The sequence below is a fragment of the Kumtagia ephedrae genome (assembly GCF_003012745.1).
Taxonomy (GTDB): domain Bacteria; phylum Pseudomonadota; class Alphaproteobacteria; order Rhizobiales; family Rhizobiaceae; genus Kumtagia; species Kumtagia ephedrae.
In genome coordinates this window covers 40452-53164 of record NZ_PXYK01000011.1, presented here as the reverse complement: position 1 = coordinate 53164, position 12713 = coordinate 40452, and the positions used below count along the sequence as shown (strand labels likewise).

The window sequence follows — 12713 nt, the reverse complement described above, 5'->3', positions numbered from 1 at the left end:
GTGCCGAGCTTGCAACGAACGGTTCGCTTCTCAGCGCCAGCAGGCGAATTGAAAGCGAGGAGCGGATGGGTCGTCCGCAACATCGTCGGCGTTTCCGCCCTCACACCGCCCGGAGATAGTCGACCCAGCGCGGATCCTGCATGATCGAGCGCGCCCGCATGTGCTTCCAGGCGCCGTATTTGTAGAAGTCGAAGTCGAGCGCCGACACCGCGTTCTGCACCATCGCCCAGGTCGACCATTTCACGTCGGCCAGCGCCTTGTGCACGATCAGCCTGGCCTTCATCCGCGGCTCGGCCCGGCCGAAATAGGTCTCCAGCACCTCGTTCTCGATTGCGTCGGAGAAAAACATCTCGCCGCACCAGATGCCGAGTTCGTAGCAGCGGTCGTTGTTGGAGGCGTATTCGTAGTCGATCAGCATGATCGAGCCGTCCTCGGCGATGAGGAAATTGCCCGGCATAGGATCGTTGAAGCAGGGCACGAGGTCGATGCCGGAAGCTTCGAGCGCCGAGCGCGCCAGCCGGTACTGCTTGTAGAGCCAGGCGAAGTCGGCGGGGAAGGCGCCGTTCAGAGTGCGCACCTGCTCGACATGCTCCTCGATCATGTCGAAGACGGTCTTGGTCAGGCCGAGCAGGCCGGAATCGTTGAAGGTGCGGTAGAGGCCGAGCACCCTGGCGCGCACCTCCGGCGACTGGAAGTCACTGTTGGTGCAGGGGCGGCGGCCCTCGATGAAGTCGGCGATCTCGACACCCTGATGATCGAGATAATCGTAGGTGCGCGGGCCGATCTTCAAGGCCTCGGCGCGGCGGCTCGCTTCCGACGCGGCGGCGCGGTCGATGAACATCTCGGTGCCGCGGCCGGGCACCTTGACGAAATAGCTGCCCGGCTCGCCATCGATGCGCACCTTCCAGTTGGAATTGCTGATGCCGCCATGGACGGGGCCATAGCGGAGGTCCCTGCCCTGCCATGGTGAAACGGCGCCCAGCACGGCCTCGATCTCACGCTCGGCTTCGCTCGCGGCCTCGCCGATCCTCTTGTCAGCCATCATGCCCTCAAAGGTTCCGCAGCTTTTCCTCGAAGCCGGGATGGCGCAGCGCCATCCGGCATCTCAGCAGGCGCCAGTTCGCATATTTCAGGAATTCGACCTCGCCCCGCTTCGACGTCGCGTTCATCAGCAGGCCCCACACGCCCCACATCAGGTCGTCGGCCGCCGCATAGAGGCGGCAGCGGGCGAGCGAGGCCGGGCGGACGCTGCCCTCGGCCATCTCCAGCGCCGGCAGCATCTCGCTCTCGAACGGAAAAGCCTCGTTGAGCAGGATGCCGAGCTCGTAGAGGGGATCGACGTTGCGCGCCTCGTCGAAATCGACGAGCTGGAGCGCGCCCTCTGGTCCGATCATGACGTTGGAGGCGAGCCCGTCGGCATGGGCGGGCCTGGCATCCCAGCCGGCGGCGAGGATCGCCCTCTCGATGTCGCCGACCGCGTCCAGCATCCACCAGAAGTCGTCCGGCGCTTCCACGCCCGCCGCCCGGCGGGCATCCTCGAACGCGCGCAGCCGGTCGAACACCGTCCAGGAGCCGGCCAAGGCCGCGCCGTTGCGGAGGGTCGCCTTCAGCGCCAAGACCTTCTCCAGAATTTCGGGCTTGCGCAGATCGTCCATGCCGGCGGTGGCCCAGCCGTCGAGCAACTCGACGACGATAGCCTGGCGGCGGGCGTCGACATGCACCACCTTCGGCGTGCAGCCGAGCGTGGCGGCGGCGCGGTTCGCGGCGAAAGAGGCGGAGACGTCGAAGAAGCGCGCCTGCTCCGGCTCGATCACCTTGAGCAGATGCGACGGCGCGTCGCCGTCGAGCGCGATCGTCCAGCGCCGGCTGTCGACGCCGCGGTGGCCCGGCGACGCCACGCCGGGCGCGGCCGGCTGGGCGCTGACGGTCCTGCCCCGCCACGCCTCGACGCCGGCCAGGATCGAGATGACGGTGTCGTCGGAAGCTGCGATGGTCATGACGCGGTCCGGTTCATGATTTGAGCAGGTCGCCGTCCTGGCAGAAGCGCCAGAGCATGCCGGCCAGGATCTCGACGCCGAGGAGGCGGTCTTCCGGCGTGGTGAATTCGCTCGGATGATGGATGACGCCGCCGACGCTGGGGACGAGGATGACCAGCGAGCGCGTCACCGCCGCCATGGCGATCGCGTCGTGGCCGCCGATCGATGAGAGCCGCATCGTCTCGTGGCCGAGCGCGGCCGCGGTCTCCTCGGCAAGCGCATAGAGGCGGCTGTTGAGCGGACCCGCCTTGCGGCGGTCGATCGCGCGCACCTCGTAGCCGACTTTTGCGCGCGCCGCGCATTCGGCCATGCGCGTCTTCAGCTTCTCTTCCGCCGCTTCGAGGATTTCCCTGTCGTCCGAGCGCAGCTCGATGAACAGCACCGCCTCGGCCGGAACGACGTTCGGCGAGTTGGGATGAACCTCCAGGCGACCGACCGAGGTGTGCAGGTTGACGCCGCCCTCATCGGCGATCGCGCGCAATTCGCCGATGAGATAGCCGGCTGCCAGCAGCGCGTCGCGGCGCTCCGCCATCGGCGTCGGGCCGGTATGGGCCTGGCGACCGAGGAAGGCGAGCCGGTATTTGGCGGCGCCCCAGAACCGGTCGATGGCGCCGAAACGCTGACCCGCCTTTTCGAGAAAGGGCGCACCCTCGATATGCAGCTCGATCAGCGCGTCGGGGACGACTCGCGGCGAGGTGCCGGCGTAGCCGATCCGGTTCAGTGCTTCGCCGACCGAGACGCCGTCGCCATCCCTGCGAGCGAGCGCGAATTCCAGCGTATGCTCGCCGGTGTTGACGCCGCTGCCCAAAAGGCTCGGCTGGAAGCGGGCGCCCTCCTCGTTGGTCCAGTTGACGACGACGAAATTCGCCTGCGGCTCGATGCCGGTCTCCGCCACCTTCTTCCGAATGGCTTCGATGGCGCTGCAGGCGGCGACCACGCCATAGGCGCCGTCGAAACGGCCGCCATTGGGCTGGCTGTCGAGATGCGAGCCGGTCATGATCAGGGGCGCGTCATCGCCGGCCCAGTCGAGGAAGCCGAACATGTTGCCGATCGGGTCGATCTCGACGCGCAGGCCGATCCGCTTCATCCACGCGGCCAGCCAGTCGCGCGCCTGGCGGTCCTCCTCCGACAGCGTCAGCCGGTGCATGGCGCCGTCCGAACCGCCGCCGAAGGCCGAGACCTCCTCCATCATCCGGTGATGCGCCTCGGCGTCGACGTCGGGGAGAGACGAGGCTTTGCTTTCAACCTTGAGCATAATGGACCTTCACTTGAGCCTGATCGAGTTTCTGGGCGAAGTCCGCCCTGAGCGGAGCGTCGGTGATCAGGATGTCGACGTCCTTGAGATCGTAGGTGCAGATGGAACCCTGGCGGCCGAACTTGCTGCTGTCGGCCAGCATCACGCACTGCCTGGAATGCCTGCGCAGCAGGCGCCGCAGCAGCGCCTCGTCCTGGCCGAGGTCCATGAAGCCGAGCCTGTAGTCGACGGCGACGATGCCGACGAAGGCGATGTCGAAGAAGTGCTGGGAGACGATCGCCAGCGGGTCGGCGCCCATGAAGGCCCGGTAGCTCGACGAGAGCTGGCCGCCGACCGCCACGACGTTGGGCGCGTCGAAGCCGCACAGGAGTTCGATGATGTCGAGCGAGTTCGTATAGACGGTGACCCGCGGCCAGTCCTTCAGGTGCTTGGCGAAGGCCAATGTGGTCGTGCCGGCATCGACGAAGATCTTGATGTCGTCGCTCAGCAGCCTGGCTGCCTCGGCGCCGATGCGGGCCTTCTCGCGGGCGTTGACGCGCATGCGCTCCGCGATCGGCTCGTCGCCGTCGCGCTGCGGCTTGACGCCGCCACCATAGACGCAGCGCAGGTGCCCTTCCATCTCGAGCTGCTTCAGGTCGCGCCGGACGGTCTCGCGGCTGACATGGAAACGGTTCGCCAGATCCTGAACCGATACCCGGCCAAGCCGGTTCAGCTCGGCGAGGATGTGTTCGAAGCGTGCTTCGGGCTCTTTCATGCCATCACCTGCTCTGCGGCACTACCGTGCCCGGCAGTCGACCACGCAAGGGCGGCCAGCGCCACCGACGCCACCAAGAGAGCCGCTCTTTTCCGCTGTACTTTCCATCGCCATTCCTCCCATGCACGTCACGCCGCGATGCTTGCCGGTCCGCCTTCCAGCAGGAAGCAGGCCGCCATGCCCGCCTTGCCGTCGACGCTGAGGCTCGGGCTCTCCACCCGGCAGCGGTCGAAGGCCTTGGGGCAGCGGCTGGCGAAGCTGCAGCCCGGCGGCAGGTCGATCGGGCTCGGCGGCTCGCCTTCGAGCAGGCACTCCTCCGGGCGGTAGCGCCGCTCCTCCAGCGTCGGGATCGCGCTGAGCAGCGCCTTTGTGTAGGGATGGCCGGGATCGAAGAACAGCTTGCCGTTCTCGGCGATCTCCACCACCTCGCCGAGATACATGACCGCCACCCGGTTGCAGACGCGGCGCACCATGGCCATGTCGTGCGAAATGAAGATGTAGGTCAGGCCGTGCCTCGCCTGCAGGTCGGAAAACAGCTTCAGCAGCTTGAACTGCTCGGTCTGGTCGAGCGCCGACAGCGTCTCGTCCATGATCAGCACCTTCGGCTCCAGCACCATGGCGCGAGCGACGTTGACGCGCTGGCGCTGGCCGGCGCTTAAGCCCAGCGGCAGTTCCTCGTAGAGCGCGGCCGACAGGCCGACCTCGCTCATCACGGCAAGCACGCGCTCGCGCCGCTTGTCGGCGCCGCGCATGCCATGGACCTTGAGCGGTCCCTCGATGATCGCCCCGATCGCGGTGCGCGGCGGCAGCGAGTTGAACGGGTCCTGCAGAACCAGCTGGAAGTCGCGGCGGAATTTCAGCAGCGCCTTGCCGGACAGTCTTGCGATGTCTTCGCCGTCGCAGACGACGCGGCCGGTGTCGGGCGATTCCAGCCGGCTGAGCAGCCGCATCAGCGTGGACTTGCCGCAGCCGGATTCACCGACGATGCCGAAATTCTCACCGGGGTAGACGTCGAAGGTGACGTTGCGCACCGCCCGCACGTCGCTGAAGCTGGCGAAGGTGCCGCGCTTGCGCACCCGGTAGGTGCGGGTCGCGTCCTCGATGCGGATCAGCGGCCTGCCCGTGCGCGCCGGGCTCTCCACCACTGGCGCGGAATCCGTCCAGATCTGCGGGATCTCGGAGATGAGCTGAACCGTATAGGGATGCTCGGGTCTCTCCACCAGCTTGCGCGGCGTCTGCCGCTCGACGATCCTACCCTCGGCCAGCACCAGCACCTGGTCGGCGGCCTCGCTGACGGTCGGTAGCGACGAGGAGACGAAGACGACCGCCGTATCGAAGCGCTCGGTCAGCTCGCGCATCAGCCGCATCACCTGCGCGGCCACGGTGACGTCGAGCGGCTGGGTGACGTTGTCGGCCACCAGGAAGGCCGGGTTGGTGGCGAGCGCGTCGACGATCAGGGCCCGCTGCATCATGCCGCCGCTGAACTGCGAGGGATATTCGTGGAAGCGGGCGCCCGGCGACGGGATGCGTACGGCGCCAAGCAGGTCGACGACGCGCCTGCGTGCTTCGGTTGTGTCGATGCCGGGGACGAGGGCGCGGATCTTCTCGACGATCTGGCTGCCGACCGGCAGGGTCGGGTCGAGCGCCCCCATCGGGTTGGCGCCGACATAGGCGATCTCCTTGCGCAGCGGCCGCAGCCGGTTCGGCGGCAGGTCGAGGATGTTCTGCGACTTGTAGGTGACCGAGCCCGACGAGATCGCCAGCGGCGGGTCGATCCAGTTGACCAGCGCCCGCGACAGCACCGTCTTGCCGGAGCCGCTAGCGCCGATGATGCCGACGATCTGGCGCGGCTGAAGATCGAAGCCTATGTCGGAGACGATGCGGCGCGCGCGGCCTTCGCTGCGCAGCTCGACCGACAGGTCGCGGACGGAGAGGACCGGCTGGCTGGCCATCACGCGCCTCCGTGGATGCGGTTGCGCGCCCGTTCGAGCGACGCCCCCATCAGGTTGATGCTGGTCAGCGTCAGGCACAGGAAGACGCCCGGCATGGTGGCGATCCACCAGGCGTTGAGCAGGTATTTGCGGCCGTCGGCGATGATGTTGCCGAAGGTCGGCGTCGGCGGCTGGACGCCGAGGCCGATGAAGCCGAGCACCGATTCGAAGATCATCATGCGGGCGACGTCGAGCACCGAGATGAAGATGATCGGCGGCAGCACCAGCGGCGCCAGCAGCAGCGCCATGATGCGGAAGTCGGAGGCGCCGCTGACCTGCGCGGCGCGCACATATTCCTGCTTGCGCTCGGTCATGACGACGCTGCGGGTGACGCGCGCATAGACCGGCCAGCTCGACAGGCCGAGCACCAGGATGATCGCCGGGATCGTCGGCCGCGACACGCCGAGCACGGTGATGGCGAGGATGATCATCGGGATCGAAAGCTGGGCGTCGGTGATGCGCATCAGCACGAGGTCGATCTTGCCGCCGTAGTAGCCGGCGATGGTGCCGAGCGAGCAGCCGACGATGAGCATGAGCACGACCGTGGAGCAGCCGATGAGCAGCGAGTAGCGCAGGCCGACCAGGCTGCGCACCAGCATGTCGCGACCGATCTGGTCGGTGCCGAGGGGTGCGGCCCAGTTCCAGACGTCGCCGAGGAACCAGGGTGCCTGGAGACGCCCGGCGACGTTCATCTTGGTCGGGTTGATGCCGCTCAGCCACGGATAGAGCAATGCCGCCAGCACCAGGACGGCGAAGATGACGAGGCCGATGCGGAACTCGTAGGAGGCGAAGGCGGCCCGCCAGATGCGGCGGGAGACGGAGACTCCCTTGCGCTCGTCGGCAGGGATGGGAACGGCGATGGACATGTCGGTTTCTGCCACACTCATCAGTATTCGAGCCTCGGATCGATCAGGGTGGCGATCAGGTCGACCGCGATGTTGATCAGCACGAAGATCGCGCTGGTGACGATGGCGATGCCCTGGATCAGCGGGAAGTCGCGCTGCAGGACGGCATTGACGGTGAGCAGGCCGAGGCCGGGATAGTCGAAGATGAACTCGACGATGAGCACGCCGCCGAGCAGGCCGCTGATCTGGATGCCGAGCAGGTTGAGCAGCGGCACCGAGGCGTTGCGCAAGGCGTGCGCGTAGACGATGCGCCGGTGGCCGAGGCCGCGCACCCGCCCGACCGAGATGAACGGGCTCTGCATCACCGAGGCCAGCGACGCCGTGAGGTTGCGGATGAGGATGGGCGCCAGCTCGACCGCCAGAACGATGGCCGGCAGGATGGTGTAGGCGAAACCCTTGTAGCCGATCGCCGGCAGCCAGCCGAGCTTCACCGAGAACAGCAGCGCCAGCACGATGCCCAGCCAGAAGTTCGGCAGCGAAATGAAGATCGAGGATATGTAGAACGCCACCCTGTCCGGCCATCGGTTCGGCGCCAGCCCGCCGGGAACGCCGACGAGGAAGGAGAAGACCAGCGCGAAGAAGATGGCGAGCGCGGCGAGCTGCAGCGTCATCGGCAGCGTGTCGGCGATCAGCGTCAGCACCTCGGCGCGGTCGCCGCGCGAGGAATCGCCGAAGCCGGAGCCGCCGGTCGAGGCGCCGCTGGCCGGCCGCACGAAGGACTGGCCGAGATCGCCCTGGATCACGCCGCCCATGTAGCGGCCGAACTGCACCAGGATCGGATCGCGCAGGCCCATCTCGGTGGCGATCTGCTCGATCAGCGCCTCCGGCGCCATGCCGCCCGCCATCAGCCGCACCGGATCGCCCGGCACGACACGCAGCAGCGTGAAGATCAGCAGCGTGACCAGGAAGATGATCAGCGCGCCTTGCAGCAGGCGCCGGACGAGAAAGCTGAGGATGAACAAATCGGGCTCCTGGCGCGCTTGCGACGGGGCGGGCGGCGCCCCGCGTCTCATTCGCTTGCAGGCTTCTCCGGCCGGCGTTCGGTCCCGGCCGGATGAAGCTGCCGCGCCGGATCAGCGTCCCGGCGCGGCAGGCAGGTCAGGCGAAGGCGCCCTTGGAGGCGTCCATCGAGCCGTCCGGATAGATGAACAGGCCGCTCAGCGACTTGTCCATGGCGTGGATCATCACCGAGGTGAACAGCGACAGCGCCGGCACCTTGTCGGCGAGCAGCGGCATGGTCTCGCTCTGCAGGATGGCCTTGCGCTCCTCCAGCGACGGCGCGCTGCGCTCCTTGTCGAGGCTGGCGTCGATCTCCGCATCGACGATGCCGGTGATGCGCTTCGACGAGGAGTGGAAATGCGTGCGCAGGACGAGGTCCGGCTCCGGCGAACCGGTCGACCAGCCGCAATCCACCATGTGGCCGGGGCCGCCGCCGGGACGGTCGTAGAGGCGCTCGTTCCACGCAGCGATCTCGAGCACCGAGAGCGTCACCGGGAAACCCTGCTCCTGCAGCATTGCGGTGATGACCTCGCCATACTCCTTGGTCTTCGGGTAGAAGCCGACCGAGGTGATGTATTCCAGCGGCGGCAGGCCCTCGCCGCCCGGGAAGCCGGCTTCCGCCAGCAGCGCCTGGCACTTCTCGGGATCGTAGGCGGGATAGTTCGGCAGGTCGATGTAGCCGAACTTCACCGGCGAGACGTAGTTCGCCGACTTGTGGCCGGCCTCGCCCAGCACCGCCAGGATCTGCTCGCGGTCGATGGCATGGCAGGCCGCCTTGCGCACCAGCGGATTGTCGAAGGGCGGCTTGGAGCAGCGGAACCACAGATACTTGTTCTCGACCGACACCACGCTGCTGATGGCGACCTTGTCGTTGCCCTGCAGGGTGGCGACCTGCTCCGGCTCAAGGCGCTCGACGATGGAGGCCTGGCCGTTCATCAGCGACAGCATGCGCGTGGTGGAATCGCCGACGAAGTTGAAGCTGATGGCCGGAATCTTCGGCGCGCCGAGGAAATAGTCCGGGTTGGCGGCAAGCACGGTGTCGTTGCCGCGCTGCTCGACGAACTTGAACGGGCCGGTGCCGTTAAGCCGCTGCGACAGCGGGCCCTGCGGCCCGGCGGCGATGTCGGTCGCCGACATCATCGGCAGATAGGCGGCGAGGAACATGAAGAGGTGGGCGGGATAGCCGCCCTTCGAGGTGTCGACGATCACCGTGTAGTCGTCAGGCGTGGTGATGGTCAGCGTCTCGGTCGGGCCGGGATACCACTGGGCGGGACGGTCCGGGCGCGAGCCGTATTCGAACGTCGCCTTGACGTCCTCGGCCTTGAACTCCTTGCCGTCGTGGAATTTCACGCCCTGGCGCAGCTTGATCTCGAGCTTGGTGGGGTCGAGCAAGGTCAGGCTGGTGGCGAGCTCGTAGACGACCTCGTCCGGTTTCTCGACCCGCATCGGCGTGCGGGTGAGGAAGCCCATGATGAAGCCTTCGATGTTCTTCTGCGACAGCGTGGTGTGCGCCGACGGATCCCAGTTGCCGGTGATGTTCTCGGCCGACAGGAAGACCAGCGTCTTGCCTTCCTGGGCGGCGGCCGGCGAAAGGAAGAATTCCGGGTTGATCGTGAAGAGTCCGGCGCCGGCACCCAAGGCCGCCGCTCTCTTCAAGAAACCGCGTCGTGTTGCGTCGTTCATTGTGTTCCCCATGTTCCCAAAGCGGCCGTATGTGGCTTCTGCGCGCCGCACGATAAATCCGTCACGAAAGTTGACAATCCCAAATGTGACGTTGGGATAGGTCTTCTCGCCTGGACTGGCCTTCAGAGCAGGTTGGATTGCCTGCTATTTGGGCGATCGCCGTCGGCGGGCTTTTGCGAAAAAGGGGCGAGAAGCTTGTTAGATAAAGGCAATTTCTGGATGAATCCGCCGTGATTTTGAGCATGCGCAATCCCGATCACATTTCCGTGATCCAACTCCGGCGAGGACCGGGGAATTGTCGGGAGTTTTGCGTGGAAACTTCTCCAAATCCCACAAAACCACATTTTGGAGCCTAGAGGACAGCTTGCGACCGATGGAACGGTGTGGCAGCGCGGCTTCCTCGCCACACTGCTCTTCGGCCTTGGCCATTACCGCGGAGGGAGAAGTCGGGAAGCGGGGGCGCTGGGCCGAGCCCTCTCAAAATTAAACATGGCGCCGCCTTCGCGCCTCGCCGGCGACTTTGTGTTGCGCGCAAAATCAAATGGCGCAGCGCGTCATTTGATTTGGCACCGAGAATGCCCTTTGAACCTTTATTCTGGTGATCGCCTAGCTATCTTGCTCCCCGTGGCCTACTGTCGTTTCGTCGGCAGATATTTCAAGGGCACTGCCAATTGAGGGCGGGTAACGTGCCCTGGCCCCGACAAGAAAGGAGGTCTTCATGACCTCCGCAGACATCTCTTCCGAAAAAATGACGATGATCTCCCACCTCGTGCGGGCTGTGAGCCTGCACGGACCGGACCCAGGCGCCGCGGCCAAAACGCAGGCGGCGCAAACAGCCGCGCAGCGCACTGTCGCCGGGCGGATGTCCGAGTCGGATCTGCGCGCCGTCATTTATGATTCTCTGTTCCTGCCGCGGGACCGCTGACAGAGGGTGGGCGAGAGCGGAAAGGAGGATTCCGCTCTCGCCCCGTCTCTGCGCCCTTGTGCTACGTCCGCCGTCTTGAGCTCCGACCTTTGGGGAGGCCAGTCGCCAAGCACCCCTCATCGTGAGCAGGGATATCACCCGGCCGGCAGCTAAATTAGCGCCGCCAGGCCTGCGAGCGCGCCAGCAGCAGGCGCGACAAAAGCGCGTGGACGAGTCGGGCCACGACGTTGGTGTAGAAGATCATCATGCCCATCGCCGCCGCCGGCGCGATATCTCCGGCATCGTCCATGTTGAGCACGGCGACCGAGGCGAGCTGCGTCTGCGTGGAATAGAGGAACACCACCGCCGACACCGTCGTCATCGCATTGACGAACAGGTAGATCGAGATGTCGAGGATGGCCGGCAGGCAGACCGGCACGGTCACCTTGAAGAACAGCCGGTGGAAGGGCTGCCTCAGCGACTCGGCCACCGGCTCGAACTCGGCATCCATCTGCTTGAGCGCCGTCAGCGCGGTGAGGTGCGAGACGGTGTAGAAGTGCGTCACCGTGCAGACCACCAGGATGGCCATGGTGCCGTAGATCGGGTTGAGCGGATTGGCCGGATTGTTGAAGAAGAAGATGTAGGCGAGCCCCAATACCATGCCGGGTACCGCCATCGGCAGCATGGCGAGGAAATGGAACGCCGCGCGGCCTGTGGCGAAGCCTTTGGTCTTCTCGACCATGTAGGCGCCGGTGAAAACGACCACCGTGCCGACCACCGCCGTCAGCAACGCCATCTCGATGGAGTTCCAGTAGGCGGCCCAGCCGCCGCCATCCATCAGGTCGAAGGCGTAGTTCTTGAGGCCAAGGCTCATGTCGTAGGGCCACAGCTTCACCAGCGCGGCCAGCTGGCAGATACCGATGATGCCGACGAGGAACACCGCCACGAATGCGCACCAGGCGAGGCACAGCATGTCGAAGCGCCGGTTCGGCTTCGGGCGATAAGGCACGGCGCGCGCCGAGAGCAGCGCCACCTGCCGCCGCTGGACGATGCGGTCGACAACGAAGGCTAGCACGGCGGGGATGAGCAGGATGACCGAGACGACCGCGCCCATCTCGAAATTCTGCTGGCCGATCACCTGCTTGTAGATGTCGACGGCGAGCATGTTGTACTGGCCGCCGATCACCTTGGGGAGGCCGAAATCGGTGATGACCAGCGTGAACACGACGAACGCGGCCGAGACGATGCCGAAGCGCGCGCCGGGCACCGTCACCGTCCAGAAGGTGCGCCAGCGGCTCGCCCGCAGCGAGGCGGCGGCCTCGTAGTGGCGGGCATCGGCCACCGACAGCGCCGTCGAGATGATCAGGAAGGCGTGCGGCAGGGTGAAGAACACCGAGCCGATGACGATGCCGATCGGACCGTAGATCGAATAGCCCATCATCAGGCCCTTGAGCAGGCCCTGATTGCCGAACAGATAGACCAGCGCGATGCCCGGCAGCAGCGACGGCACCAGGATCGGGATCGCCGTCACCAGCCGGAAAAAGCCCTTGAACGGCATGGTGCTGCGGTTGAGCGCATAGGCGAGCCCGAAGGCGACGGCGATGGTGATGGCCGTGCTGATCGTTGCCATCAGTGCCGAGTTGCGGATCGAATTGGACAGCGCCGGCGTCGAGAAATAGCTGACGAAGTTGTCGAGCCCATAGGACTGCACGGGGCGCAGCATCACCCGCCGGAACGTGTTGGAATCGAACTCCTGCCATGCCGTGCCGCCGCCCGGAGCGCTACCGACCAGCCAGCGGGCGCCCTCTTCCGTACCGCGCAGGCGGTATCTGACCGGGCTGCGGAAGGAAAAATCCTCGACGAACTTCGTTGCCGCCAGCCGGCTGTCGGAGCCGGCGCGCAAATCGTCCGCCGTCGCGGCGGAAAGCCTGGCGTTCAGCGCTTCGGCGCTCGCCGGCTCGCTCCACACCGTGCCGGTCGCGTCGCTGACCTGCAGCTCGAACTGCTTGAGGTCGAAGCGGTAGGTCGAAAGCGACTTCGACAGCATGACGTAGAGGGGCGCGGCCAGCGACAGGACGAGGTAGAGCGAGATCGCCACCATCAAGCCCCGCTTGACCAGATCGTCGCGCGCGATGGACTGGCGCGGCGCCCGGCCCGCGGGAAGCGCAAGCGCTGCGACGCTCATT

General features: G+C 66.1%; 10 protein-coding genes. 1 reads left to right on the top strand and 9 read right to left on the bottom strand.

Annotation, left to right across the window (positions count from 1 at the left end):
- Positions 1 to 100: 100 nt before the first annotated feature.
- From C7I84_RS12900 to C7I84_RS12865, 8 genes are all read right to left on the bottom strand, one after another.
- A complete protein-coding gene (locus tag C7I84_RS12900) occupies positions 101 to 1045 on the bottom strand; it encodes a phosphotransferase (RefSeq protein ID WP_106772606.1) in 945 nt (314 codons plus the stop codon).
- Between the two features lie 4 nt (positions 1046 to 1049).
- A complete protein-coding gene (locus C7I84_RS12895; protein WP_106772605.1) occupies positions 1050 to 1997 on the bottom strand; it encodes a phosphotransferase in 948 nt (315 codons plus the stop codon).
- Between the two features lie 13 nt (positions 1998 to 2010).
- Positions 2011 to 3291, bottom strand: coding sequence for a Zn-dependent hydrolase (locus tag C7I84_RS12890; protein WP_106772604.1), 1281 nt, complete (start codon positions 3289 to 3291; stop codon positions 2011 to 2013).
- Positions 3278 to 4045: a DeoR/GlpR family DNA-binding transcription regulator gene (locus C7I84_RS12885; RefSeq protein WP_106772603.1), complete on the bottom strand. Its 768-nt coding sequence runs from the start codon at positions 4043 to 4045 to the stop codon at positions 3278 to 3280. Before C7I84_RS12885 ends, C7I84_RS12890 begins: the two co-directional genes overlap by 14 nt.
- A 128-nt stretch (positions 4046 to 4173) precedes the next feature.
- Positions 4174 to 5997, bottom strand: coding sequence for an ABC transporter ATP-binding protein (locus C7I84_RS12880; protein WP_106772602.1), 1824 nt, complete (start codon positions 5995 to 5997; stop codon positions 4174 to 4176).
- Positions 5997 to 6902, bottom strand: a complete 906-nt coding sequence (locus C7I84_RS12875; RefSeq protein WP_106772601.1) for an ABC transporter permease — start codon at positions 6900 to 6902, stop codon at positions 5997 to 5999. The genes C7I84_RS12880 and C7I84_RS12875 overlap by 1 nt, the downstream gene beginning before the upstream one ends.
- Before the next feature lie 20 nt (positions 6903 to 6922).
- A complete protein-coding gene (locus C7I84_RS12870; protein WP_106772708.1) occupies positions 6923 to 7903 on the bottom strand; it encodes an ABC transporter permease in 981 nt (326 codons plus the stop codon).
- Between the two features lie 136 nt (positions 7904 to 8039).
- Positions 8040 to 9623 carry an ABC transporter substrate-binding protein gene (locus tag C7I84_RS12865; RefSeq protein ID WP_425351339.1) on the bottom strand — a complete coding sequence of 528 codons (1584 nt, stop codon included), beginning with the start codon at positions 9621 to 9623 and terminating at the stop codon, positions 8040 to 8042.
- Between the two features lie 718 nt (positions 9624 to 10341).
- On the opposite strand from C7I84_RS12865, the gene C7I84_RS12860 reads away from it, so the two are divergent.
- A complete protein-coding gene (locus tag C7I84_RS12860) occupies positions 10342 to 10548 on the top strand; it encodes a hypothetical protein (protein ID WP_106772599.1) in 207 nt (68 codons plus the stop codon).
- 154 nt (positions 10549 to 10702) lie between these two features.
- Here the strand turns inward: C7I84_RS12860 and C7I84_RS12855 are convergent, their stop codons facing one another.
- Entirely contained in the window at positions 10703 to 12712 is a 2010-nt protein-coding gene (locus C7I84_RS12855) for a putative 2-aminoethylphosphonate ABC transporter permease subunit (RefSeq protein ID WP_106772598.1), read from the bottom strand.
- Between the last annotated feature and the right edge of the window lies 1 nt (position 12713).

Bases quoted from the DNA above. Each gene is read 5' to 3' on its own strand.
- C7I84_RS12875 (WP_106772601.1), bottom strand. From the start codon at position 6,902: ATGTCCATCGCCGTTCCCATCCCTGCCGACGAGCGCAAGGGAGTCTCC.
- C7I84_RS12860 (WP_106772599.1), top strand. From the start codon at position 10,342: ATGACCTCCGCAGACATCTCTTCCGAAAAAATGACGATGATCTCCCAC.
- C7I84_RS12855 (WP_106772598.1), bottom strand. From the start codon at position 12,712: ATGAGCGTCGCAGCGCTTGCGCTTCCCGCGGGCCGGGCGCCGCGCCAG.
- C7I84_RS12900 (WP_106772606.1), bottom strand. From the start codon at position 1,045: ATGATGGCTGACAAGAGGATCGGCGAGGCCGCGAGCGAAGCCGAGCGT.
- C7I84_RS12885 (WP_106772603.1), bottom strand. From the start codon at position 4,045: ATGAAAGAGCCCGAAGCACGCTTCGAACACATCCTCGCCGAGCTGAAC.
- C7I84_RS12895 (WP_106772605.1), bottom strand. From the start codon at position 1,997: ATGACCATCGCAGCTTCCGACGACACCGTCATCTCGATCCTGGCCGGC.
- C7I84_RS12865 (WP_425351339.1), bottom strand. From the start codon at position 9,623: ATGAACGACGCAACACGACGCGGTTTCTTGAAGAGAGCGGCGGCCTTG.
- C7I84_RS12880 (WP_106772602.1), bottom strand. From the start codon at position 5,997: ATGGCCAGCCAGCCGGTCCTCTCCGTCCGCGACCTGTCGGTCGAGCTG.
- C7I84_RS12890 (WP_106772604.1), bottom strand. From the start codon at position 3,291: ATGCTCAAGGTTGAAAGCAAAGCCTCGTCTCTCCCCGACGTCGACGCC.